Below are 22,037 nucleotides of genomic sequence, written 5' to 3' on the forward strand. Positions count from 1 at the left end.
CCTCACCGCGCCACCGGCCACATCATCAGCACCAGACCGCTCAAGCCCAGCGCCATGCCGGCGAGCTGCAGCGGCGGGAGGCGTTCGCCGAAGGCGAGGAACGCGACGAGGTTCACCAGCAGCAGCTGCGCGATGCTGGAGACCGAGATCGCCACCGCGAGCCCGCTCTCGCGCATCAGCCGCACCATCATGAGATTGCCGATGCCGTAGAGCGTCAGCATGCCGCCCAGCGCCCAAAAGGAATTGTTGGCGACGTAGAGCCGCGACAGCGACGCCGCGGTGAGGAAGACCGGGATGGTCGCCAGCAGCCAGAGCGAGGCTAGCCCGCTCATGCAAGCGCCCCAGCGTTCGGCACGCCCTCAAACCCCGTCATAGCTGTGCCCTGCCCTCAGTCCTTCGCGCACCTGGTGGGCGATCGCCAGGAATTCTGGGGTCTCGCGGATTTCGAGCGGTCGGTCGGGGCCGAGATCGCAATCGATCACCTCGTGGATCCGCCCCGGCCGCGGGCTCATCACCACGATCCGCGTCGACAGGAACACCGCTTCCGGGATGGAGTGCGTGACGAAGACGACGGTCTTCCTCGTCTTCGCCCAGAGCTTCAGCAGTTCGGCATTGAGGTGGTCGCGGACAATCTCGTCCAGCGCCCCGAAAGGCTCGTCCATTAGAAGGAGGTCGGGATCGAAGGACAGCGCGCGGGCGATCGAGGCGCGCTGCTGCATGCCGCCCGACAGCTGCCAGGGAAATTTCTTGCCGAACCCGGTCAGGCCGACGAGGTCCAGCCCCTCGGCCACCCGTTGCGCGCGCTCCGCCTTGTCGGTGCCCATGATCTCCAGCGGCAGGCCGACATTGCGCTCGATGTTGCGCCACGGGTAAAGCGCCGCCGCCTGGAACACGTAGCCATAGGCCCGCGCCCGGCGGGCCGCGTCCGGCGTCAGGCCGTTGACGGTGATGGTGCCGGCGGTCGGTCGCTCGAGATCGGCGATCACCCGCAAAAGCGTGGTCTTGCCACAACCGGACGGGCCGATCAGCGAGACGAATTCGCCGCGGCCGATGCTGAGATCGATGTTCTTCAGCGCCTGGACCGGCCCGTCGGAGGTCGAGAAGACGAGGTCGAGGCCACGGGCCTCGACGACCGCCGCGGCACCCGGCGCTGCCCTCGATGGCGCGGTGGCTGCGGATCGCACGTCAGACATGCCGGCTCCGAAATGCCGATCCTTGACCGGGCGGCGACAAGCGGCACGCCAGCGCATTACGGCGGCGTGAAATCGGAATATCCTCCGAAAGTCCGCCGGTCCCGGCGCCCGACGTTGCGAGAGGAGCCGCATCGATGAGCATGACCAAGCAGGACTGCGCCTTGATCCGACCCGAGGCAACGTATGATGGCAAGCAGGGCTTCCGGTATCTCGCCGGCATCTCAGCCGAAAGCGTCGGTTCAACCGGCATCTGCATGCATCTCCTGACCATTCCGCCCGGCGGCCGCGCCAAGGCGCATCTGCACGAGCGCCACGAAACGGCGATCTACGTCGTCAGCGGCGTCGCCGAGGTGTTCTACGGCGAGAGCCTCGAACACCATGCCGTCACCGCCGCCGGCGACCTCTTCTACATTCCCGCGGGAGTGCCGCATCTGCACTACAACCGGGGCACCGAACCTTGCGTCGCGGTGATCGCGCGCACCGACCCCAACGAGCAGGAGAGCGTCGTGCTTCGGCCGGATCTTGATGGCCTTGTGGCGATCTGAGCTATCGGTCCCGCGCCGGCATCTGCCGTCCAGGACTGCCATGCCGCTCAAACGCCCGCCGGAATGCCGGAGCGTTCGACCCGGCGTGGCGCCGTCAGTTCCTTCCAAGTCGACAGGGCCTTGCCGACGGCCGCCCCCGCCGGCCGCGGCACGAACTGCCCGCTGCCGGTCTCAGCCCGCACCTCGCCATCGCGATAGGCGATACGCCCGCGCGACAGGGTGACAGCGGCAAGCCCCCTCACCTCGACGCCTTCGAAGACGTTGTAGTCGATGATCGACTTCTGCGCCGCCGCCCGGATCGTCTTGGTCGCGCCGGGGTCGAAGACGACGAGGTCGGCATCGGCGCCTGGCAGGATGGCGCCCTTGCGGGGATAGATGTTCAGGATCTTGGCGATGTTGGTCGAGGTGGCTGCGACGAACTCGTTCATCGTCAGGCGCCCGGTGGCCACGCCCTTGGTCCAGAGCACCGACATCCGGTCCTCCAGCCCCCCGGTGCCGTTCGGGATCTTGGTGAAATCGCCGACGCCCATCCGCTTCTGCTCCGTCGTGAAAGCGCAATGGTCGGTCGCCACCACCTGCAGCGAGCCGCTGGCAAGGCCCGCCCAGAGCGAATCCTGGTGCTGCTTGTTGCGGAAGGGAGGGCTCATCACGCGGCGCGCGGCATAATCCCAGTCCGAGTTGAAGTACTCCCGCTCGTCGAGGGTCAGGTGCTGGATCAGCGGCTCGCCGAAGACCCGCATGCCCTTGGCCCGGGCCCGGCGGATCGCCTCGTGCGCCTGCTCGCAGGAAACGTGCACGACGTAGAGCGGCACGCCTGCCTGGTCGGCGATCATGATCGCCCGGTTGGTCGCCTCGCCTTCGACCTCGGGCGGGCGTGAATAGGCATGCGCCTCGGGCCCGCTATTGCCCTCGGCCATCAGTTTGGCTTGCAGGAAGGCGACGACGTCGCCGTTCTCTGCATGCACCAGCGGCAGCGCGCCGATCTCGGCGCAGCGCGAGAACGAGGCGAACATCTCGTCGTCGTTCACCATCAGCGCGCCCTTGTAGGCCATGAAGTGCTTGAACGAATTGATGCCGCGTTTCACTACCAGCGGCATCTCGTCGAACACCTGCTGCTCCCACCACGTGATCGCCATGTGGAAGGAAAAGTCGGTACGTGCCTTGCCGGCCTTCTGGTGCCAGGCCTGCAGCGCGTCGATCAACCCCTCGTTCGGCGCCGGCAGGCAGAAGTCGACGACCATCGTCGTGCCACCCGACAGCGCGGCCGCCGTGCCGGTGTCAAAATCCTCGGCGGCGTGCGTGCCCATGAACGGCATTTCGAGATGCGTGTGCGGGTCGATGCCGCCCGGCATGACATAGGCGCCGGACGCGTCGATCACCTCGTCGCCCTGAAGATCCGGCCCGATTGCCGCGATGGTCTCTCCGTCGATCAGCACGTCGGCGCGAAGGGTCAGGTCGGCGGTGACGACGGTGCCGCCCTTGATGACGATGGTCATGGAAAATCCTCTATCGATGGCCGGGCGAGACGGAGACGACGATGGGCTGAACCAGTGCGAGGAAGAACAGCAGCCCCTGGTCCACCGCGACCATCTCTGCCTCAGTCAAGCTACCGATAGGGCCACGGACTTTATCGGATGGAAACGTCATGACCTTCTCGATTTGAACTTGCGAAACCGTCTGCAGACCATTTTCGGTCGTCGGCTCCACGGTGACGCGGAGCGTCTTTCCAAGATTGATGTCACTGGTCATGAAACACACAGTGATGCTGTCTACGAGGTTGAGCAAACGCGTATCCTGAACAATGACGGCGGGCCGCGGCTTCCCATAGTCTCCTTGTGCCGAGACGATGACGACCGACCCGCGCCGCATCAGTTCAGGTCGTCCCAAACATCACGTGCAAACGCGTCGAGAGTCTTATCCATCCCAGTCCGCTGGTCGGATTCCCGTATCTGCCGGCATTCTTCCTCGATCTCTGCAACAATTTTCGGATTGTCCCAATCCAGGACCCAGACCTCCACCGGCTTGTAGCCCTTGGCCAGAAGCTCCGTCCGCTCCGCCTCCGTCAATTCCCGCGGCCTTCCCATTCCAGCCTCCACCGAAAACTCGATCCTACGCCACGATCCCTGCCGTCTCGACCACGGCATGGAACAGCACGTTGGCCCCGGCCTTCGCCCAATCCTTGGTGATGGCCTCCGCCTCGTTGTGGCTGAGGCCATCGACGCAAGGGCAGAAGATCATCGCCGTCGGCGCCACGCGGTTGATCCAGCAGGCGTCGTGGCCGGCGCCAGAGACGATGTCGCGGTGGCTGAGGCCGAGCCGTTCGGCCGCCGAGCGGACGGCCGAGACGCAAGTCTGGTCGAAGGTGACGGGGTCGAAGTGCCCGACCTCTTCGACCGTCACTTCCAGCCCGAGCCCCTCAGCAATGATGTCGATCCCATCCTCGATCGCCGCACGCATGGCCTCCAGCGTCGTCTTGTCAGGCGAGCGGATGTCGACGGTAAAGACGGTGCGGCCGGCGATGATGTTGCGCGAGTTCGGATAGACCTCCATGTGCCCGACCGTGCCGACGGCACCCGGCTGGTAGTCCATCGCCACGGCGTGAACGAGTTCGAGCACCCGCGCCATGCCGAGGCCGGCATTGTGGCGCTTGCCCATCGGGGTGGAGCCGGTGTGGCTCTCCTTCCCCGTCAGGGTGACCTCGAGCCAATAGAGCCCTTGCCCGTGGGTGACGACGCCGATGTCGATACCCTCGTCCTCGAGAATCGGCCCTTGCTCGATGTGGTATTCGAAGAAGGCCTTCATCTTGCGCTCTCCGACCGGCTCGTCGCCCTCCCAGCCGATGCGCTTGAGTTCGTCGCCGAAGCGCTTGCCGCCGGCATCCGTCCGGTTCTTGGCCCAGGTCTCGTCCATGACGCCGGCGAAGACCCCGGAGGCGATCATGGCCGGGGCAAAGCGCGCACCCTCCTCGTTCGTCCAGTTCACCACGACGATGGGATGCCTGGTCTTGATGCCGAGGTCGTTCAGCGTGCGGATAAGCTCCAGCCCCGCCAGGACGCCGAGCACACCGTCATACTTGCCGCCGGTCGGCTGGGTGTCGAGGTGGCTGCCGACATAGACCGGCAGCGCGTGGGGATCGGTGCCCTCGCGCCGCGCGAACATGGTGCCCATTGTGTCGAGCCCCATCGAGAGGCCGGCGGCCTCGCACCAGGACCGGAACAGCGCCCGGCCCTCGCCATCGGCATCGGTCAGCGTCTGGCGGTTGCTGCCCCCGGCGATCCCCGGACCGATCTTCGCCATCTCCTCCAGCGAGTCCCAGAGCCGGTCGCCGTCGATCTGGAGGTTGGTGGCAAGGTCCATACGGGTCTTCTTCTGCTGGTGGCGGGAAGGCGGATGCCGTCAATCGAGATTGGCGAGGATGGTCCGCAGCGTTTCGACGATCTCGTCGATCTGGGCTTCGGAAACGATCAGCGGCGGCGACAGCGCGATGATGTCGCCAGTGGTGCGGATGAGCAGCCCCGCCTCGTAGGCTTTCAGGAAAGCGGCGAAGGCGCGCTTCGTCGGCTGGCCCTGGATCGGCTCCAGCTCGATCGCGCCGATCAGGCCGACCGTGCGGATGTCGATGACATGCCGGCAGCCCTTCAGCGACTGGATCGCCTGAGACCAGACCGGCATCAACTCCTTCGCCCGCTCGAACAGGCCTTCCTCGCGGTAGGTGTCGAGCGTCGCCAGCGCCGCCGCCGAGGCGATCGGGTTGCCGGAATAGGTGTAGCCGTGGGCGAACTCGATCATCGCCGGCGGCCCTTGCATGAAGGCCTCGTAGATCTCGTCGCGCACGAAGACCGCGCCCATCGGGATGACGCCGTTGGTCAGGCCCTTGGCGGTGACCATGATGTCGGGGGTGACGCCGTAATGATCGGCGGCAAAGGCCGCGCCCATGCGGCCGTAGCCGGTGATCACCTCGTCGAAGATCAGGAGGATGCCGTGCTGGTCGCAAATCTCGCGCAGGCGCTTGAGGTAGCCTTTCGGCGGCGGCAGGACGCCGGTCGATCCCGCCACCGGCTCGACGATGACGGCGGCGATGGTCGAGGGATCGTGCAGCGTGGCGATCCGCAGGAGGTCGTCGGCGAGTTCCATGCCATGTTCGGCCTCGCCGTCGGAATAGGGATTGCGGACGGGATCATGGGTGTGGCGCATGTGGTCGACGCCGGTGAGGAGCGTGCCGAACATCTTGCGGTTGCCGACGATGCCGCCGACCGAGATGCCGCCGAAATTGACGCCGTGATAGCCGCGCTCGCGGCCGATCAGCCGGAAGCGCCCGCCCTCGCCCTTCACCCGCTGGTAGGCAAGCGCGATCTTCAGCGCCGTCTCGACGGACTCCGAGCCGGAATTGGTGAAGAACACGTGGTCGAGCCCGGTCGGGGCGATCGCCGCCAGCCGCGAGGCCAGCTCGAACGCCTTCGGATGCCCCATCTGGAAGGCCGGGGCGTAGTCGAGCTCGGCAGCCTGGCGCTGGATCGCCTCGGTGATCTTCGGGCGGCAATGGCCGGCATTGCAGCACCAGAGCCCGGCGGTGCCGTCCAGCACCTGGCGGCCGTCGGCCGTGGTGTAGTGCATGTCCTTGGCACCGACGAACATGCGCGGCGCCTCCTTGAACTGCCGGTTCGAGGTGAATGGCATCCAGAAGGCTTCGAGATTGTTGGGGGCGACCGGGGCGCCTCCCCGGATCGGCGCGGTGTCGTTCATGATGGGCGCTCCCCTCGATTCCGCGTCCATCCGCCAGGACACCGCGAATTCTTGACTACATGGTCAAAGGGAAGGCTAGAAGTGAGGCTCGAGCCGGTCAAGCGGCATTGCGGACGGCAGGTGGATTGTTTGGCCGGGGATACCGGGGATCGGCAGAACATGGATGCGAAGGCGGGCGAGGACGCAGGATCGGCCGGCGGGGAAGAGCGCCAGCAGACGCGGATCCAGCAGATCAACCGCGGCATCATTCTCGACGCGGCGCGTGAGGTCTTCTCCGTGCATGGCTTCCGCGGCTCGACCGTTGACCAGATCGCCGCCAAGGCCGGCATGTCGAAGCCGAACCTTCTCTACTATTTCCGCCGCAAGCAGGACATCTATGCCGCGGTCCTGGAATCGACGCTGGACGAATGGCTGGCACCGCTCGAGGCTCTTGATCCCAGCGGTGATCCCATCGAGGAACTGCGGCGCTACATCTCGGTGAAGCTCGCACTGTCGGCCGACAAGCCCGAAGCCTCGCGGCTCTTCGCCAACGAAATCCTGGCCGGCGCGCCGGCGATCGGCGGCTTCCTCACGACCCGCCTCAAGACACTGGTGCAAGAAAAGGCCGGCGTCATCCGCCGCTGGGTCGACGAAGGCAGGCTGGCGCCGATCGATCCGCACCACCTGATCTTCATGATCTGGGCGACGACCCAGCACTATGCCGATTTCGACATCCAGATCCGGGCGGTGCTCGGCCAGCAGGTCGGCAAGCCCGGCTTCCGGGAGCAGACCGCGCAGGCGGTGCTCAGCATCGTCCTCAACGGCATCCGTCCGCGGGATCAAGCCGCGGTGCCTCCGTCGGGATGCGCAAGGGACACTCTCCCTTCCTGAGACAACACATTACCGCAGACCGTCGCTGGCAAGCCTGCGCCCGGCCGGCACACCGAAAGCTTCGCCATCCAGCCGCTGCAGCTGCTGCAGCTGCTGCGATACCGCCAGCAGCAGCAAGGGCAGTTCGCCAGCTGGCCGTGGCCGGCTGAACAGATACCCTTGCATATGGCTGCAGCCCTCTTCCTGCAGCAGGCGGTACTGTTCGACCGTCTCGACGCCTTCGGCGATGACCGCGATGTTCAAGGCGCGGCTGATCCCGAGGACCGCGCTGACAACTGCCCGGCTCTCGGGCTTGTCGATGTCGCGGACGAAGGACTGGTCGATCTTGATCTTATCGAACGGGAAGCGCGTGAGGTAGCCGAGCGACGAGTAACCGGTGCCGAAATCATCCATCGCGATGCGCACGCCGAGTTTGCGAAGGGCAGTCAGCATGTCGAGGATTTCCGGCGCCGGCGAGAGGAACAGCGACTCCGTGACCTCCATCTGCAGCCGGCCGGGCGCCAGTCCCGAACAGGCAAGCGCCGCGGCAACGTCGGACACCAAGGTCCCGCTGCGGAACTGAGCCGCGGAAAGATTGACCGAGAGCATCAGCTCCTCCGGCCATTCCGCGGCCTGTCCGCAGGCCGTCCGCAAGGCCCAGAGGCCGAACTCATCGATCAGGCCGAGTTCCTCGGCCACGGGAATGAATTTGGAAGGGGAGACGAAGCCCCGAAGCGGATGATTCCAGCGCAGCAGCACTTCGAAACCGGAAATCTGGCAGCGGCCGGCATCGACGAAGGGTTCGTAGACGAGATCGAGTTCGCCGTTCACCAATGCCAAGCGGAGATCGTCCTCGAAGGCATGGCGGATCTTGAGGTCCTCGCGCATTTCCGGGACGTAGAAGCGATACGCACTGCCCGCCTGTCGCTTTGCCGCGTAGAGCGCAAGGTTGCAGCTCTGCATGACCGCGTCGGGCAAGCGCGTCGCCGCTGCATCCTTGTTCGATACGCTGACGATACCGATACTGGCCGATATCTGAACCGGGCGTGCCTCGATCGGGAAAGGCTGGAGGAAAGCCCGCAGAAGACAATCGGCCAGGGCCGTCGCCGCTGCGGGCTGCGCGCCGGCTTCCTGGATAATGGCAAATTCGTCGCCGCCCAGGCGCGCGACGACGTCGCGGGGCCCGGCGCAGGATCTCAGCCGTTCAGCAACCGCCTGCAGCAACCCATCGCCGGCCGGATGGCCATAACTGTCGTTGATCAGCTTGAAGCCGCCGAGGTCGATGTAGAAAACCGCGATCTCGCCAAAACCCGAGCCTCCCGTCAAAATGTCCTGCAGCGCCGTGCTGAACTGTCGGCGGTTGGCGAGCCCGGTCAGCGCGTCGTGTCCGGCAAGATGCTCCAGCCGCTGCGCGAAATGGTGCTGGACGGTAACATTCTCGAAAGTGATGACCAGCCCGCCGCCGCCGACACCGCGCCGCTTCACCTGGTAGATCTCGCCGTTCTCCATTTCGTGCAGGAAAACGCCGGTCTGGTGCGGTTCCAGAAACAGCTGAAAGGTCGGGTCGGCGAGGATGGTCGCGGCGCAGGCGCCGTGCCGGAATTGCTCGAACAGCTTTGCGAAGGGCTCGTTGAAGACGACGAGGTTCCGCTCGTGATCCAGCATGCAGAGACCCTGCGGCATGTTGTTCATCGCTGCGAGGAACTGGTTTTCCTTGGCCGTCAGCGCGCTGCCGAGTGTGGTTGCTTGCATCAGGATGGAGCGCCGCCGGAGCTCGCTCTGCGTGCTGACCCAGCTCCCGAGGTCCTTCAAGGCCAGTTGCAGAGCCATTAACTCCCGGGCACCGGCCGGCGCCTCCTTGCCGGCCGGCTTGCCCGTGACCATCGCGCCGATGGCCGCCGTTGCCCGTCGCACCGGCTCGACCAGACTGCGGGAGATCCAGAAGGCCACCGCGGCCAAGCCGAGGAAGGAACAGGCAAGTCCCGCCAGATTGCTGCGGGCAGCGAGTGCGATCAGTCCGGTGACCTCACCCGCCAGGCGGCTCGCATCCTCGCGGGACGCGGCGATCGCCGCGTCGAGGGCGATTTCCAGCTTGGCGAGTTGTGCGAGGAGCGAGCGGCGGGTCAGATCGCCCCGGGTGCCCTGCAGGCCGACGAGGTCGTAGACGACGGCGTCGGTGGCACGCTGCGCCTCGGGCGCACGGACCGTGGGCATCGAGGCGCGAACCTCGGCCAGCATGCGGCCGACCGCGGCGGCAAGCACCCCTCGGTCGGCGGTATCGAGGGCAACCTCGGAGCCTTGCAACTGGGAAAAATGCGCCTCGGTCAGCGCCGCGGCGTGACGGGCGGCTTCAAGGTTCGACGCCGAGGCCAGCACGGCCGCGTATTCCTGGTTGAAGCGCACGTCGATCCTGTCGTGCGTGCGCTCGCTGACGATCCCGACCAAAAGTGTCAGAACGCCAAAGACCCCACATAGCAGCATCAACCGCAGATTGATCGACATGACGGCTTAGGCCCCTGGTCAGGGGGATCGTGCGAACCGTGCGCCCCCGTGAGTAATAGCTTAGGTAGCTACTAACTTCCAGAAAGTTAAGGCGAAACGAAAAGACGTACGCGGCCATGCCCTCGATCGCGGAGACCTTGACGCTAGCAACCAGGCTCAAGCCGGCTCGAGCTTCGCCGCCGGGTTGCTCGGATGCGTTGTCCAGTTCGCGTAAGTCGCCGGGATCGGACGATCGGTGCGGGGATCATAACCGCCGATCTGCTCCATGGTGATGCAGTCCTCGACCGGGCAGACATTGACGCAGAGATTGCAGCCGACGCACTCCGCGTCGATCACCTCGAAGTGCCGGATACCGTCGACCTCGCGGGTGATCGCCTGATGCGAGGTATCCTCGCAGGCGATGTGGCAGCGGCCGCACTGGATGCAGAGATCCTGGTCGATCCGCGCCTTCGTGACATAGTTGAGGTTAAGGTACTGCCAGTCGGTGACGTTCGGCACCGCGCGGCCGCGGAAATCCTCGATCGTCCGGTAGCCCTTCTCGTCCATCCAGTCGGAGAGGCCCGAGACCATCTCCTGCACGATCTTGAAGCCGTAGGTCATGGCTGCGGTGCAGACCTGCACGGTGCCGCAGCCGAGCGCGATGAACTCGGCCGCATCGCGCCAAGTGGTGATGCCGCCGATGCCGGAGAGCGGCATGCCGCGCGTCGCTGCGTCACGGGCGATCTCGGCGACCATGTTCAGCGCGATCGGCTTCACCGCCGGGCCGCAATAGCCGCCATGGCTGCCCTTGCCGTCGATGGTCGGGGTCGGCGCGAAATTGTCGAGATCGATCGAGATGATCGAGGAAATGGTGTTGATCAGCGACACCGCATCGGCGCCGCCGGCCCGCGCCGCGCGGGCGGGATAGCGGATGTCGGTGATGTTCGGCGTCAGCTTGACGATCACCGGGAGGCGGCAGTGCTGTTTGCACCAGCGCGCGACCATCTCGATGTATTCCGGCACCTGCCCGACCGCCGAACCCATGCCGCGCTCGCTCATGCCGTGCGGACAGCCGAAGTTCAGCTCGACGCCGTCGGCGCCCGTCTGCTCCACGGCCTGGACGATCGAGCGCCAGCTCTCCTCCTCGCAAGGGACCATCAGCGAGACGATCATCGCGCGGTCCGGCCAGTTCCGCTTGACCCGCGCGATCTCCTCGAGATTGAGGTCGAGCGCCCGGTCGGTGATCAGCTCGATGTTGTTGAGGCCGAGCAGCCGCCGACCCGGCCCATACACCGCGCCGTAGCGCGGGCCGTTGACGTTGACGACGGGATCGCCCTCGCCGAGCGTCTTCCAGACGACGCCGCCCCAGCCGGCCTCGAAGGCGCGCTGGACGTTGTACTCCTTGTCCGTCGGTGGCGCCGACGCCAGCCAGAACGGGTTCGGCGAAGAGATGCCAAGAAAGGTCGTCGACAGGTCGGCCATAGCGATCTCCTCAGCGGGCGGTCAAAGACGAAAAGGCGGAGGACAGCGTCCCGGCGAGCCGGGCGGCGATCCCCGCCGGGGCGCTCAAGGCCTCGTGGATGCTCATCGCCGCCACCTTGCCGTCCTCGACCGCGACGACGGTGAGGTCCTCGCCGCCGGCCGCGCAATCGCCGCCCGCCCAGACACCGGCAAGACTGGTGCGGCGGTCGGCATCGACCTTGATGCGGCCCGCCTCCAGCGCGAGGAGGCCCTCGACGCCGACCGGCAGAAACGCCTGGCCAATTGCCTTGAAGACCTGATCGGCCTCGATCGTTACCCGCTCGTCGGTCACGATAAGGCGCCCGTCCTCGACCAGTGTGCGCGCAAACACGACGCCGGAGACCGCGCCGCCCTCAGTCAGGATCTTCACCGGCTGCAGGTGCAGGCGCAGCGACACGCCGCGGGTTTGCGCCAGTTCCTGCTCGTAACGCGAGGCATTCATCGCCGCCTGCCCGCGGCGGTAGGCGACCGTCACTTCCTCGGCGCCGAGGGCCTTCGCCTGGACGGCGGCATCGATGGCGGTCATGCCGCCGCCGATCACCACGACACGCCGGCCGATCGGCACCGTCGCGACGTCATCGGCCTGCCGCAGCCCCGAAATCCAGTCGACCGCGTCGAGCGCGCCGGCCGCGACCTCCCCCTCGACCTGCAGCGCGTTGACGCCGGCCAGCCCCATGCCGAGGAAGACGGCGTCGAAGGTGGCGTTGAGATCGTCCAGCTGCAGGTCGCGACCGAGCATCTTGCCGGTCTCCACCGTGATCCCGCCGATCCCGAGGATGAACTCGACCTCGCGCTGGGCGAAGTCGTCGACGGCCTTATAGGCCGCGATGCCGAACTCGTTGAGGCCGCCAGCTTTCGGACGGGCGTCGAAGAGGGTGACGTCGTGCCCGAGGAGAGCCAGCCGGTGGGCGCAGGAGAGGCCCGCAGGCCCCGCCCCGACAACCGCCACCCGCTTGCCGGTCGGCGCGGCGCGGCTGAAGGGATGCCCTTCGCGCGCCATCAGATGGTCGGTCGCGTGGCGCTGCAGGAGGCCGATCCGCACCGGCTTGCCCTCGGCCACCTCGCGCACGCAGACCTCCTCGCACAGCGTCTCGGTCGGGCAGACGCGGGCGCACATGCCGCCGAGGATGTTGGACTGGAGGATGGTTTTTGCGGCGCCCGTCGGGTTGCCGGCCTGGATCTCGCGGATGAAGAGCGGGATGTCGATCGAGGTCGGGCAGGCCGTCATGCACGGCGCGTCGTAGCAGAAATAGCAGCGGTCAGCCTCGACCAGTGCCTCGTGCCGGTCGAGCGGCGGGTGCACGTCCGCGAAGTTGGCGGAGAGCTGCTCCGGCGAAAGCCGGGCACAGGCAATATCGGGAACGGCAGGCGCTTCATTCATGCGAAACCAGCCTCATCTGCAGCCGTCCGGTCAGTGCGCCGGACTGATCCAGTTTAGAATGGTCCGAAATTTTAGAACGGTCAAATTTTTTATCATCTGGTCAAAGATTTCGCTGGGGCGTCGGCAAGGCCTCGCTTTACGGGCAACGCGACGTACTGAAGCGCGCGCTGCCGGACATCAGACTGGATCGCCGTTCGATCCTTCCGTATGAAGCGGCGAAGCCGCGAAATCCTCCCTTCCCATCATCGGAAAAAGCCCATGAAAACCCGCCCGCTCGGCCGTACCGGCCTGGACGTCAGCGAGATCTGCCTCGGCACCATGACCTGGGGTAGCCAGAACAGCGAGGCCGAGGGCCATGCTCAGATGGACTATGCCGTGGCGCACGGCGTCAATTTCTTCGACACCGCCGAAATGTACCCGACGACGCCGCTGGCGAAAGAGACCGTCGGACGGACCGAGGAGATCGTCGGCAGCTGGCTGAAGGCCTCCGGCAAACGGCAGGACATCATCGTCGCGACCAAGATCATCGGCGCCGGCAATGACAAGGTTCGCGACGGCGGGCCGATTACGCCGGAGAGCCTGAAGATCGCCGTCGACGGCAGCCTCGCCCGCCTGCAGACCGACGTGATCGACCTCTACCAGCTGCACTGGCCGAACCGCGGCTCCTACCATTTCCGCAAGTCCTGGACCTATGATCCGTCGGGTCAAGATCCCGTCGCCATCCGCGACAACATGCAGGCCGTCCTCGAGACGCTCGCGGAGCTGATCGCCGCCGGCAAGATCCGCCACGTCGGACTGTCCAACGAGACCGCCTGGGGCACGGCGCAGTTCCTCGAGCTGTCGCGGGCCCATGGCCTGCCGCGCATGGCCTCGCTGCAAAACGAGTACAGCCTGATGCACCGCATCTACGACCTCGATCTGGCGGAGCTCTCGCTGAACGAGGATGTCGGGCTGCTCGCCTATTCGCCGCTCGCCGCCGGCCTCCTCACCGGCAAATACGCCGAGGGCGCCAAGCCCGAGGGGTCGCGCGCGACCATCAACACCGATCTCGGCGGCCGGTTCACGCCCTCGGCGCTGTCGGTGGCCGACGAATACACCGCGATCGCCCGCCGGCATGGGCTCGACCCCAGCCAGATGGCTTTGGCCTTCTGCCTGACACGGCCCTTCATGGCCTCGGTCATCATCGGCGCGACGACGATGGAGCAGCTCGCCACCGACATCGGCGCGGCCGATCTCGAGCTCGGCGCCGACGTGATGGAAGAGATCGCGGCCGTCTACCGCCGTTATCCCCTCCCCCTCTGACGCCGCCGGGGGTGAAGCGGTTGTAAAGACGCCGTTTACCATGACGGCCTATCCTGCCCGGCGACCGTCAAATCGCCGGCTTTGCGTGCGATCGGCATCGTGGTCGCACGCAACCTGCCGATGCTGGCCCCATGGGCTCTGGAGAAACGATGCTATCTGGCTTGCGCATCCTCGCGATATCGGCGGCCCTCGCTTTGACGGGCTGCGTCTCCGTGACGGAAGACGCCTACAAGGGCATTGCCGAGATCGCCGCCCTGCAGCAGCGACCGCAAGGCTCGGTGCTCGTGCGGATCTTCAAGGAAGAAAGCGAGCTCGAAGTCTGGAAGCTCGGCGCCGACGGGCGCTACGCGCTGGCCAAGAGCTTTCCGCTTTGCCGCTGGTCCGGCAAGCTCGGCCCGAAGACCAAGATCGGCGACCGGCAGGCGCCGGAAGGGTTCTACCGCGTCACCAGGGCCAATCTGAACCCGAACTCGAAATACTACCGCTCTTTCAATCTCGGCTATCCCAATCCGCTCGAGGCGTCGCTCGGCTACACCGGTGACGCGCTGATGGTGCACGGCGCTTGCTCGTCGGCCGGATGCTTTGCGATGACCGACGAGGGCGTCGGCGAGGTCTATGCCATGGTCGAGGCTGCGCTCGCCTCGGGCCAGACCGATTTCCAGGTCCAGGCCTTTCCGTTCCGCATGACGCCCACCGAAATGGCCAAGCACCGCTTCGATCCGAACATGGCGTTCTGGAAAAATTTGAAGCTCGGCTACGATGTTTTCGAGGCGACCCGGCGCGAGCCGAAGGTCGACGCCTGTGGCGGTCGCTATGTTTTCGATGCCGAGCCCGCCGTTCCCGGCGCGGTGATCAACCCGGCGGCCGCCTGTCCGCCGATGAAGAGCCGGATCGACCAGCGTGTGGCCGCCCAGAGAGCCCGCGACAGCGTACAGTTGCAGGCATTGCTGGAGTCCGGAAAGGCCGGCAGCGCCTCCGCCTATGCCGATGGCGGGATGCATCCGCGGTTCCGCGACATGCTGGCGCAACTCGGCGCCGACGGCCTTGCCAAGCAGACCTCGGGCACCTCCGTCCAGATCAGCCGGCCGGATGCAGCGCTCGCCGATCCCTACGTCGCCCCCGCTCCCGCAAAATCGCCTACGCCCTGAACGCGTCGTCGCCTTCTTTAATGGGGAGCGCGCCCGACCGAGTTTGGCCTGCGTTCTGAACTGGTCTTCTCAAGCGTGCGCCCTCGGGGCGGCTACGCAGGCTCACTCGGAAGTGACGATTTCGCGCCCCTGCAAAGCCTGAGTTTGCGAGCGGGTGCGCCATTGGCACGGACTGGAATCGGAACGTCAGACGCGCCACGTGCGTATTGCTGGAACGAAACATTGACGTGAGATATCCATGCTGAAGTCCCTCATCGCCGCGACGCTGATCCTGTCCTCGACTGCTGCCTTCGCGGCAGAGCCTATCGTCGGCAAGTGGAAGGCGCCCGGCGGCGGCATCGTGAATATTGCCCCCTGCTCGAGCGGCTTCTGCGCGACGGTCATTTCCGGCCAGCACAAAGGCAAGGATGCCGGGACGATGAACGGCTCCGGCGCGAAGTACGAGGGCATCGTCACCGACCCGCGCGACAACAATACCTATAGCGGCAGCGCCGACGTGCAGGGCGACAAGCTAAACCTGACGGGCTGCGCTCTCAAAATCCTCTGCAAGACGCAGGTCTGGGTCCGCGTCTAGGACGATCAAAGACAATTTGAACGTGCAGGGCGCACTTCCTTTTCTCGTCTAGAGAAGGTGCGCCCTGCGGTTTTTAACTCATTCGACAAGCTGGCTGCAGCCAGCTCAAAAGCCATTCGACTTTGACTGCCAGGCATTGAATGCCGTTCTTAACGTATCAAACGTTGGTGCGCGTTTCAGGCTATCGCAGCTGAAAGCCTTCCGAGATGGCTCTTGAGATCGAAGTCAGCGCTCGCGATTTCGGCTTTTGCCAGCGCGAAATCACCTGACAGAAATTTGCGGCCTGCCATGTGGTCGCCGGGACGATTGACCGTCTCGATCCCGAGGAGACGGTCGCCGCGGAAGCAGTAGGTGATGAGGCGGCCCTCGGTGAATGAACCGGCGACATGGACATGATCGGCTGACGCGGTAATGCCGGCGATCTGTAGCTTGTAGCTCCCCTGATCGCTCCAGAACCACGGCACGCTGTCGTAGGCCGTGTCGCCCCCGATGATGCGTGCCGCAACGCATTTCGCCTGATCGACCGCGTTCTGGACCGATTCCAGCCGAACCCATCCCGCCGCATGCCGGCTGTGAAAGACCGCACAGTCCCCGATCGCGAAGATCCGCGGATCGCTGGTGGTCATGAACCGGTCGACGGTGATTCCGCCCGCCGTCTCGAGGCCGGCATGGGCCGCGACCTCGTCATTCGGCACGACGCCGGCGGCCATCAGCACCAGGTCCGCCGGATCGAACCCTCGGTCCGTCTCGACCCCGCGCACCGCCGTCTCGCCGGCAATGCCGATGATCGCAGCACCCAGCACCACCGTCGTCCCCATGGCGCGGTGCGCTTCCAGAAAGAAGTCGGAGATCGCCGGCGACACGACGCGACCCATCAGCCGGTCCGTCGCCTCGTAGACGGTGACGGCAAGGCCTTTCAACCGCGCCGAGGCGGCGACCTCGAGGCCGATGAATCCGCCACCGATCACCGCAAGACGCTCAGCCGTCCCGAGAGCGAGGCGCAGTTGTTCCGCCTCGGCTGCGCTGCGCAGCAGGTGAACGCCGGGAAGCCCCGCTCCCGGCAAGGCAAGCACCCGGTTACGGGCGCCCAAAGCGAGGATGAGGTGGTCGAAGGCGACGGTCGTGCCGGAGGCGAGTTGGACCCGGCCAGCCTCCCGGTGGATCTGCCGCAGCCCATCGGACAGGCGGAGTTCAATGCGGTTCTGCTCGTAGAAGTTTTCGGGACGCAAGGGCAGGCGATCGAAGCCGAAGTCGTCTTTTAGATAGGCTTTCGACAGCGGGGGGCGTTGATAGGGCAACCGGCCCTCGTCACCGACAAGCATGATCTCGCCGTCAAAGCCCGCCAGCCGCAGGCTATGTGCCGCCTGGAATCCCGCCTGACCGGCACCGGCGATGACGACGCGCGTCATCGCGAAGTTCTAGTGGCGACGAACCGCAAGTGCGTGGTTTGCCTGAGGGGGAAAAGAGACGACGACTGCATCCGGAACCTTCATGCAAGAGCGCGTCGGTCTACAGCGGTTTCGAGCGCCGATCCAGCGCCCGAGTCTCCATGGCGGAGCAGATACCTTATCAAAAAACTGGCCTTATTCAGACAGGCAGGCACTTCAGCAATCTCGGCGCCAACGGCTGCGCCTCGCGCGCGAGGCGTTCGGCAGCCTGGGCCGCGTTCATGGGCCGGTCGAACAGGTAGCCTTGCCCCTCGCTGCACCCGGCGGCGCGAACCATGGCGAGCTGTTCGGCGGTCTCGATGCCTTCCGCCACCGTCGCCATGCCGAGCTTGCTGGCGAGATCGCAGATGGCGTGGATGATGACGGCCTCGTTCGATCGATGCGAGGCGCCGCGGACGAAGGACTGATCGATCTTGATGACGTCGAAGGGAAAGCGCGTGAGATAGCTTAGCGAGGCATAGCCCGTCCCAAAGTCGTCGAGTGCGATCTGCACGCCGACCTCGCGCAGTGCGTTAAGCGTGACCAGCACGGACTGGTCGTTCTGCAAAAGCGCCGACTCGGTGATTTCCAGCGTCAGCCGTTTCGGCGTCAGCGCATGACGGGTCAGGGCATCGAGCACACAGGATCGAAGATCGGGATCAACGAACTGCCGCGCCGACAGATTGACCGCGACGCCGACATCATCGGGCCAACCGGAAGCCACCGCGCAGGCCCGGTCGATGATCCACCGTCCGACCGGCAGAATGAAGCCGGTCTCCTCGGCGATCTCGATGAACTCGCCCGGCAGCACCCAGCCTCTCGAGGGGTGATTCCAGCGTAGCAGAGCCTCGAAGCCGCTGGTGCGTCGGTTGTCCAGAACGATGATCGGCTGGAAATAGACCTCGAACTGACCTTCCGCCAGCGCGACGTCAAAATCGCTGATCAGCGTCTGGCGCGCCAGATAGGCAGCTTTCAGCCCCGGCTCGTAGACATGGTATCCCCCGCGCCGTGCACCCTTGGTGGCGTAAAGCGCAAGATCGGCATTCCGCAGCAACTCGTCGGGGTCCCGGTCGTCCGGGCTGGCCACCGCGATCCCGATGCTGCCACCGGTGACCAGCATCTTCTGCGCCACCGCGAAGGGGGTCTCGAAGGCCTCTCCGATCCGCTGTGCCGACGCTTCCGCGGCCGCCAACGCGTCTGGGCAACGATAAATCGCCGCGAACTCGTCTCCTCCCAGCCGCGCGAACAGCACGGCGTCGGACAGGACCGGCCGCAGCCGTGCGGCCACCATCGTCAGCAGCTGGTCGCCGGCGGCATGGCCTTGCGTGTCGTTCACGTCCTTGAAGAAATCGAGGTCGAACGTCAGCACGGCCAGCGTCTCGCGTGGCTTTGCGGCCTGGAATTCGGCGGCCAGCACGGTGTTGAACGCCAGTCGGTTCGGCAACCGCGTCAGCACGTCGATGCCGGCACTCTTGTGGGCCCGCCGCCGCGCCCGCCGCAGCAGCGCGATCACGGTGATGCCACAGGCAAGCAAGCCGAGAATGTTCCCCAGCAACAGCCAGAGGATGTAGGCGAGCTTGTGCTCGTTGTCGGCGATGCGGGTTGCCGCCGACGATGTCGTCAGCGCCGCCAGCCGTGTCGCTTGCCGGTTCAGGGGCTCGAAGATCGCCAAGACATCGACCGCGTCCTCCGCGCTGCGAAGCTGTGCGACCTTCGGCGCAGCGGCCGCGACAGCTGACCGCAAGCGCCGGATGAGGTCGCTGGCCTCCTCGCTGTCCTGGCGAACCTTACGGGACTCAGCGGTCGCCAGCACGAGCATGCGGTTCTCGAGGATCGAGAACCGCAGCGCGACATCGTCGTCGGTGATCGTCGATCCCGGAAGAAACCGGGCGGCGACGGTCGACTGAAGACGGGCAAGTTCCGGCGACGTCGCCATGACCTCGTAGATGACGTTGTTCTCGGACGAGGTGGCAATGCGCTGGATGTACCGGGTGCTCGACAGGAGCATCGCCGCAGCGACAATACCGAGCCCCGCCGTTACCACCAGCAGCGGCAGTTCCCACCTGTCTTCGATCCGGGTCATGCCGCACCTTGTTCCGGACGATCAGGCTAAAGAATGTCCATCCGAGCGATCTGCCAAACGCAGCGCATGTAGAAGCTCTGTCGCTGGAGTTCGGTGGCGTCGTCGAAAGGATAGACGATGAAGAGCGGCCCCTTATTGCTGACCGGCATCAATTCTCCATCGCGGCGAATGGCCAGGATCGAGCCCTCGTCCGCAAGGCCGGCCATCGGCATGTCCGCAACGTAGTCGTTCAACGCCGTCGTGCGAATGGTGGAGCCGGAGGCTTCGACCGCCTTCATCAGAACGCTCATCGGCACGCCTTCCCAGGTGACGACGCCATCGGTCCACGGTGTCTTCGTCTTGAAGCTGCGGGTGCCCAGAGCGTCCAGCATCGCGACGTCGAAGACGGCCTCGTCATCCACGTTGTGCAGGCCGATCTTTCCGCCGATGCGCAGCACCGGCTTTCCCGTCGGCTTGCCGAGTTCGGCAGCCTGTGCGCGAGGGCCAAGGCCGCAAAGCGCCGCGCCGGTGGCCATCGCCAGGAGATGCCGGCGCGTGAGAGAAACAGTCATCGTCTCGGATCTTTCCTGTTGGACCAAGGCTGCCCCGGATACCGGGATCAGCCGGGATCTGTTGTCGTTGGTGTCCGCCGACGACCCGCCGGAGTTACTAACAACCGCGGACGGCGGATGCGCTCATCTCGAGGACAAAGCAGAACCGCCCGAAATGACCAGGAATCTTATAGCGATCGCTCATTAACAACCTACCAATTCATTCTCTTTAACATTAGCAGCATGAAACGAGTAAAGATTTGTAGATTGATTAACGATTAGCCTGACAATCAGCAGAGCAACCTATGGAACGCTTTCGGTGAGGCGGAACACGACTCTCCTAACGGCTGAAATAGTTCACCATCCGCAACTTACACCATTGGCGAAGCTACGCCTTGGTTGAAGCCGGGCAGCCGCGCCAACCAGAACGACAGCGGGAGCAACGGTCGGTGTGCGCCCCGAACCGCCTTGGCCGGTGCGCCCCATTCCGGCTTCACCGTCACGCGCTCCCCTGTTAAGGAGGCGCGTCCCCCTTCCAGAAGGATTATCCGAATGACCATTCGCCGCATCGAGCCGGGCACGCGCATGTCCGGCGCTGTCGTCCACGGTGACACCGTCTACCTCGCCGGCCAGGTCGGAAACGCCGGCGACGACGTCACGGCGCAGACCAAGACCGCGCTTGCAGAAGTCGACCGGCTGCTCGCTGCCGCTGGCACGGACAAGTCGAAGATCCTGAACGCCACCATCTGGCTCGCGGACATCGCTGATTTCGGCAAGATGAACGCCGTCTGGGATGCCTGGGTGGACCCGGCCAACCCGCCGGCGCGCGCCACCGGCGAGTCCAAGCTGGCAACGCCGGACTACCTCGTCGAAGTGATCGTCATCGCCGCCGTCTGATCCGGCGCCGCGCTTAACCTCAGATACAAGACCTTGCGCCGGCGGCCGATGCCGCCGGCTTCAGCCCATGAACTGGCCGCCATTCACCTCGATCACCTGCCCGGTTACGTAGCCGGACAGAAGGCTGGAGGCGAGGTAGAGATAGGCCGGCGCGCAATCCTCGGCCGTGCCGAGGCGCTGCAGCGGGATCGCCTTTGCCGTGGCCTGCAGTTTCTCCTCCGACGAATAGCGGCGGTGGAAGTCGGTCATGATGGTGCCCGGCGAGACGGCGTTTACCCTGATGCCGTCCGGCGCAAGTTCCCGCGCCAGCGCACGGCTCCAGGTCGACACGAAGGCTTTCGCGCCGGAATAGAGCGAGGAGCCGGCGCTGCCGCCGGTGCGCGCGGAAATCGACACCGTGTTGACGATCGATGCCGCCTCGGCATCCCGCAGGCGAGGAATGAGCGCCGCCGTCAACGCGACCGTGGCGCGGATGTTGAGATCGAGAATGGCATCATAAGCCGCAGGCGTTTCTTCGGCCGGCACCCGGCCGCCCATCGTCCCGGCATTGTTGACGAGGACGTGGATCGGGCCGCCTTCCGACAGCACCGCGGCAGCTAGTCCCTCGCCGCCACCGGGGACGGAAAGGTCCGCCGCCAGCACGCGCAGCCGGCCGAGCGCCTCGGCCGTCAGGCCTGGCGTCAGGTCACGCGCAACATATTCCTCCGTACGGCCGACATGCGCGACGACCTCCGCCCCGCAGGCGAGGAAGCCCCGCGCGACCGCCGCGCCAATGCCGCGTCCCGCCCCGGTGATCACCACCCGCTGGCCTCCGAACAGGCTCTGGTCAAATCCTTGCATCGTCACGCTCCCCCGCCTGCCTCTGCCCTTTGTGTCCGGCCGCTGCCAGCACCGCGCCGATCACCACCAGCAGCCATCCACCGATCAGGATCATCCCGCCCGCCGGCGCCGCATTCTCGAACAGCCGGTCGCCGAGAAAGCGACGGGCGGCAAGGTCGCCGGAGAACAGCAGTGTCCCGACGATCAGAACGAGGCCGGAGGCCGCGCGCCACCGGAGGAGATCGCGCGGCAGCGCCGCCAGCGCCAGGAGAACCGGCGCGTGCACCAAGGCGATCGCGGCGGCGATGGCCACGAAGCGATCGTCGCCGCCATGCGCGGCAACGGCGGCACCGCCGACGCCCAGCATGCCGAGAAGGCCGGCGGCGATGATCAGGACGGATCGGAGGGCTTTCTGCATCCTGCCTGTCTAGCGCAAGCCCGCGCGCCGGCACAGCCTTTCCGGCACTGCCCGAGGACAGCGGAAAAGTTGCACGACCGCCGGTCACTTTACCTTTGCCGCCCGATTTGCGACCAACGGGGACAC

At 65.6% G+C, this 22,037-nt stretch carries 21 protein-coding genes; 6 read left to right on the forward strand and 15 right to left on the reverse strand.

The annotated features are described in order from the left end of the window. Nucleotides 1-2: 2 nt before the first annotated feature. Nucleotides 3-332: a hypothetical protein gene (locus ACZLZY_RS21590; protein WP_472936120.1), complete on the reverse strand. Its 330-nt coding sequence runs from the start codon at nucleotides 330-332 to the stop codon at nucleotides 3-5. Nucleotides 333-359: 27 nt separating this feature from the next. Then, on the reverse strand, nucleotides 360-1,193 hold the full coding sequence (locus ACZLZY_RS21595) for an ABC transporter ATP-binding protein (protein ID WP_472936121.1): 834 nt from the start codon (nucleotides 1,191-1,193) through the stop codon (nucleotides 360-362). A 134-nt stretch (nucleotides 1,194-1,327) separates the two neighbouring features. Here ACZLZY_RS21595 and ACZLZY_RS21600 point away from each other — a divergent pair, with 134 nt between their 5' ends. After that, nucleotides 1,328-1,738 carry a cupin domain-containing protein gene (locus tag ACZLZY_RS21600; protein WP_472936122.1) on the forward strand — a complete coding sequence of 137 codons (411 nt, stop codon included), beginning with the start codon at nucleotides 1,328-1,330 and terminating at the stop codon, nucleotides 1,736-1,738. Between the two features lie 47 nt (nucleotides 1,739-1,785). On the opposite strand, the gene hydA is transcribed toward ACZLZY_RS21600, so the two are convergent. The 5 genes from hydA to aptA are packed head-to-tail and all read right to left on the reverse strand — an operon-like array spanning nucleotide 1,786 to nucleotide 6,481. After that, nucleotides 1,786-3,234: a dihydropyrimidinase gene (hydA, locus tag ACZLZY_RS21605; protein WP_472936123.1), complete on the reverse strand. Its 1,449-nt coding sequence runs from the start codon at nucleotides 3,232-3,234 to the stop codon at nucleotides 1,786-1,788. A 10-nt stretch (nucleotides 3,235-3,244) separates the two neighbouring features. After that, nucleotides 3,245-3,607, reverse strand: a complete 363-nt coding sequence (locus ACZLZY_RS21610; protein WP_472936124.1) for a type II toxin-antitoxin system PemK/MazF family toxin — start codon at nucleotides 3,605-3,607, stop codon at nucleotides 3,245-3,247. Continuing rightward, nucleotides 3,607-3,822 carry an antitoxin MazE-like protein gene (locus tag ACZLZY_RS21615; RefSeq protein WP_472936125.1) on the reverse strand — a complete coding sequence of 72 codons (216 nt, stop codon included), beginning with the start codon at nucleotides 3,820-3,822 and terminating at the stop codon, nucleotides 3,607-3,609. Before ACZLZY_RS21615 ends, ACZLZY_RS21610 begins: the two co-directional genes overlap by 1 nt. Nucleotides 3,823-3,847: 25 nt before the next feature. After that, entirely contained in the window at nucleotides 3,848-5,095 is a 1,248-nt protein-coding gene (locus ACZLZY_RS21620; RefSeq protein WP_472936126.1) for a Zn-dependent hydrolase, read from the reverse strand. Between the two features lie 39 nt (nucleotides 5,096-5,134). Further along, nucleotides 5,135-6,481, reverse strand: a complete 1,347-nt coding sequence (gene aptA / locus ACZLZY_RS21625; RefSeq protein WP_472936127.1) for an omega-aminotransferase AptA — start codon at nucleotides 6,479-6,481, stop codon at nucleotides 5,135-5,137. A 159-nt stretch (nucleotides 6,482-6,640) separates the two neighbouring features. Between aptA and ACZLZY_RS21630 the strand changes: the two genes are divergently transcribed. Beyond that, entirely contained in the window at nucleotides 6,641-7,351 is a 711-nt protein-coding gene (locus ACZLZY_RS21630) for a TetR family transcriptional regulator C-terminal domain-containing protein (protein ID WP_472936128.1), read from the forward strand. Between the two features lie 9 nt (nucleotides 7,352-7,360). Here the strand turns inward: ACZLZY_RS21630 and ACZLZY_RS21635 are convergent, their stop codons facing one another. The 3 genes from ACZLZY_RS21635 to ACZLZY_RS21645 form a co-directional block, all read right to left on the reverse strand. Beyond that, nucleotides 7,361-9,832, reverse strand: a complete 2,472-nt coding sequence (locus tag ACZLZY_RS21635) for a putative bifunctional diguanylate cyclase/phosphodiesterase (RefSeq protein ID WP_472936129.1) — start codon at nucleotides 9,830-9,832, stop codon at nucleotides 7,361-7,363. A gap of 156 nt (nucleotides 9,833-9,988) precedes the next feature. Further along, nucleotides 9,989-11,293 (reverse strand): NAD-dependent dihydropyrimidine dehydrogenase subunit PreA, encoded by a 1,305-nt coding sequence (gene preA, locus ACZLZY_RS21640; protein WP_472936130.1) that lies wholly within the window; start codon nucleotides 11,291-11,293, stop codon nucleotides 9,989-9,991. Between the two features lie 10 nt (nucleotides 11,294-11,303). Beyond that, on the reverse strand, nucleotides 11,304-12,713 hold the full coding sequence (locus ACZLZY_RS21645; protein ID WP_472936131.1) for an NAD(P)-dependent oxidoreductase: 1,410 nt from the start codon (nucleotides 12,711-12,713) through the stop codon (nucleotides 11,304-11,306). A 258-nt stretch (nucleotides 12,714-12,971) separates the two neighbouring features. On the opposite strand from ACZLZY_RS21645, the gene ACZLZY_RS21650 reads away from it, so the two are divergent. The 3 genes from ACZLZY_RS21650 to ACZLZY_RS21660 all read left to right on the forward strand — a co-directional run bounded on the left by ACZLZY_RS21650 (nucleotide 12,972) and on the right by ACZLZY_RS21660 (nucleotide 15,737). After that, entirely contained in the window at nucleotides 12,972-14,015 is a 1,044-nt protein-coding gene (locus ACZLZY_RS21650) for an aldo/keto reductase (protein WP_472936132.1), read from the forward strand. Between the two features lie 149 nt (nucleotides 14,016-14,164). Beyond that, nucleotides 14,165-15,163, forward strand: a complete 999-nt coding sequence (locus tag ACZLZY_RS21655; protein ID WP_472936133.1) for a L,D-transpeptidase family protein — start codon at nucleotides 14,165-14,167, stop codon at nucleotides 15,161-15,163. Between the two features lie 238 nt (nucleotides 15,164-15,401). After that, nucleotides 15,402-15,737, forward strand: coding sequence for a DUF2147 domain-containing protein (locus ACZLZY_RS21660; protein ID WP_472936134.1), 336 nt, complete (start codon nucleotides 15,402-15,404; stop codon nucleotides 15,735-15,737). A gap of 176 nt (nucleotides 15,738-15,913) precedes the next feature. On the opposite strand, the gene ACZLZY_RS21665 is transcribed toward ACZLZY_RS21660, so the two are convergent. From ACZLZY_RS21665 to ACZLZY_RS21675, 3 genes are all read right to left on the reverse strand, one after another. Further along, a complete protein-coding gene (locus tag ACZLZY_RS21665) occupies nucleotides 15,914-17,146 on the reverse strand; it encodes an NAD(P)/FAD-dependent oxidoreductase (RefSeq protein ID WP_472936135.1) in 1,233 nt (410 codons plus the stop codon). Nucleotides 17,147-17,324: 178 nt separating this feature from the next. Next, nucleotides 17,325-19,247: a putative bifunctional diguanylate cyclase/phosphodiesterase gene (locus ACZLZY_RS21670; protein ID WP_472936136.1), complete on the reverse strand. Its 1,923-nt coding sequence runs from the start codon at nucleotides 19,245-19,247 to the stop codon at nucleotides 17,325-17,327. A gap of 26 nt (nucleotides 19,248-19,273) precedes the next feature. Further along, the gene (locus tag ACZLZY_RS21675) at nucleotides 19,274-19,798 is read right to left on the reverse strand and encodes a putative pterin-binding protein (protein WP_472936137.1); all 525 of its coding nucleotides are present in this window, start codon (nucleotides 19,796-19,798) and stop codon (nucleotides 19,274-19,276) included. A 531-nt stretch (nucleotides 19,799-20,329) separates the two neighbouring features. Here ACZLZY_RS21675 and ACZLZY_RS21680 point away from each other — a divergent pair. Then, nucleotides 20,330-20,674: a RidA family protein gene (locus ACZLZY_RS21680; RefSeq protein WP_472936138.1), complete on the forward strand. Its 345-nt coding sequence runs from the start codon at nucleotides 20,330-20,332 to the stop codon at nucleotides 20,672-20,674. Between the two features lie 60 nt (nucleotides 20,675-20,734). Here the strand turns inward: ACZLZY_RS21680 and ACZLZY_RS21685 are convergent, their stop codons facing one another. Both ACZLZY_RS21685 and ACZLZY_RS21690 read right to left on the reverse strand, forming a co-directional pair. Further along, on the reverse strand, nucleotides 20,735-21,514 hold the full coding sequence (locus ACZLZY_RS21685) for an SDR family NAD(P)-dependent oxidoreductase (protein ID WP_472936139.1): 780 nt from the start codon (nucleotides 21,512-21,514) through the stop codon (nucleotides 20,735-20,737). Then, entirely contained in the window at nucleotides 21,501-21,911 is a 411-nt protein-coding gene (locus ACZLZY_RS21690; RefSeq protein ID WP_472936140.1) for a DUF423 domain-containing protein, read from the reverse strand. Before ACZLZY_RS21690 ends, ACZLZY_RS21685 begins: the two co-directional genes overlap by 14 nt. Nucleotides 21,912-22,037: the final 126 nt, after the last annotated feature.

This window comes from Mesocryomonas lacus, from assembly GCF_055730135.2.